General features: G+C 72.8%; 2 protein-coding genes. One reads left to right on the top strand and one right to left on the bottom strand.

The features are described from left to right. Window positions 1-142: 142 nt before the first annotated feature. Window positions 143-1,246: an alkene reductase gene (locus B8460_RS15785; protein ID WP_048862569.1), complete on the top strand. Its 1,104-nt coding sequence runs from the start codon at window positions 143-145 to the stop codon at window positions 1,244-1,246. A gap of 35 nt (window positions 1,247-1,281) precedes the next feature. Here the strand turns inward: B8460_RS15785 and B8460_RS15780 are convergent, their stop codons facing one another. Next, on the bottom strand, window positions 1,282-1,749 hold the full coding sequence (locus tag B8460_RS15780; RefSeq protein ID WP_048862568.1) for an OsmC family protein: 468 nt from the start codon (window positions 1,747-1,749) through the stop codon (window positions 1,282-1,284). Window positions 1,750-1,907 lie beyond the last annotated feature (158 nt).

Below are 1,907 nucleotides of genomic sequence, written 5' to 3'. Positions count from 1 at the left end.
GATCGCGCCACCGCGCTGAAACGCGCGGGGCGGGCGCGCGCCGCCCCCGTCCTGAGGCCCCGTGCTCCGCAGGCCGCCGCCTTGCCCGCCGCCCGCGGCCATGTCAGGACAAATCCGCTTGCCGGACAACGAGGGGGATCGGATGGCGTCGCTGTTCACACCGCTGCAGGTCGGCGGCCTGACGCTCGCGCATCGCGTGGTGATGGCGCCGCTGACGCGCATGCGCGCCGCCCGTCCCGGCAACGTGCCGACGGCGCTCAACGCCGAATACTACGGCCAGCGCGCGACCCCGGGCGGCCTGATCATCGCCGAGGCGACGCAGGTCTGCCCATCCGGCCAGGGCATGCCCGCCACTCCCGGTATCCATACCGAGGCGCAGGTCGCCGGCTGGCGCGGCGTGACGGAGGCGGTGCACGCGCGCGGCGGCCGTATCTTCCTCCAGCTTTGGCATGTCGGGCGCATTTCCCACTCCTCGCACCAGCCGGGCGGCGGCCTGCCGGTCGCGCCCTCGGCGGTGGCGCCGAAGGGCGAGGCGATGACCGCCGATTTCAAACGCGTCCCGTTCGAGACCCCCCGCGCGCTGGAGACGGCCGAGATCCCCGGCCTGATCGACGCCTACCGGCAGGCCGCGCGCCATGCCGACGCCGCCGGCTTTGACGGCGTGGAGGTGCACGGCGCCAACGGGTACCTGCTCGAACAATTCCTGCAGTCGCGGACCAACCGGCGCACCGATGCCTATGGCGGCTCGATCGGGAACCGCGCCCGCCTGCTCCTGGAAGTGGTCGAGGCGGTCGCCGGCGTGCTCGGCCTGACGCGCGTCGGCGTGCGGCTCTCGCCCTTCGGCGTGTCCAACGACAGCGGCGAGGACGAGCCGCTGCCGTTGTATACCCATGTCATCAAGGCGTTGGCCGCCGCGCCGCTGGCGTATCTGCACTTCATCGAGCCGCGCGCGAGCGGCGCGGGCGCGGCCGAGGTCGATCATCAGGGCGTGCCCTCTGCCGCCGTGCTGTTCCGACCGATCTGGCCGGGCGTGCTGATCACCGCCGGTAATTTCCGCGCCGACACCGCCGAGGCGATGGTGGCCGAGGGCCATGCCGACGCGATCGCCTTCGGCCGCTATTTCATCTCCAACCCCGACCTCCCCGAGCGCATCCGCCGCGGCGCGGCGTTCACGCCGTACAACCGCAAGACGTTCTATGGCGGCGGCGAGGCGGGCTATACGGACTACCCGAAGCTCGCCGCCTGACGCGGATGCCGGCGCGCGCGTGACAACCCGCGTCGTCAGGCGGACTCGGATGCCGGTGTGATCACCACCGGGAAGTTCATCGAGTTGGCGACGAAGCATCTCTCGTGCGCCGCCGCGTGCAGGGCCGTCAGGTGCGCGGGCTCGGCCGGGTCGCGCGTCGTGACGGCGGGGCGCAGCGTCACGCCGGTGAAGCGGCCCGATCCGTCGGGCGTCGTTTCCATCACGCCCTCGGCCGCGTCCGCATAGGCGGTCACGACCACACCCGCTTCGGCGGCAAGGTGCAGGAACCACAGCATGTGGCAGGCGGAGAGGGCGCCGACCAACAGCTCCTCCGGGTTCCACGCCGCCGCGTCGCCATGGAACTGCGGGTCCGCCGAGCCCCCGATATCGGGCTTGCCCGGCGCGCGAAGGACGTGTTCGCGCCCATAGGCGCGATAGCCGGTCGTGCCCGTGCCCCGCGCGCCGGACCAGTCCAGCCGCACCGCGTAGCGGTGGGCGGCCATGGCGTCAGGCCGCCGCGACGGGGCGGCGTCCGCGCCGTGCCAGCAGCGCGCGCGTGGCGGGCAGCAGGGTGCGGCCATACGCGGCGGCATCGGTCAGCGGTTCGAAGCCGCGGATGAGGAACGTGTCCACGCCGAGGTCGTGGTACTCCAGCAGCGAT

It is taken from the genome of Acidisphaera rubrifaciens HS-AP3, from assembly GCF_000964365.1.
Classification (GTDB): domain Bacteria; phylum Pseudomonadota; class Alphaproteobacteria; order Acetobacterales; family Acetobacteraceae; genus Acidisphaera; species Acidisphaera rubrifaciens.
The sequence above is the reverse complement of the archived record's forward strand: the minus strand, read 5'-3'. Positions and strand labels throughout refer to the sequence as shown.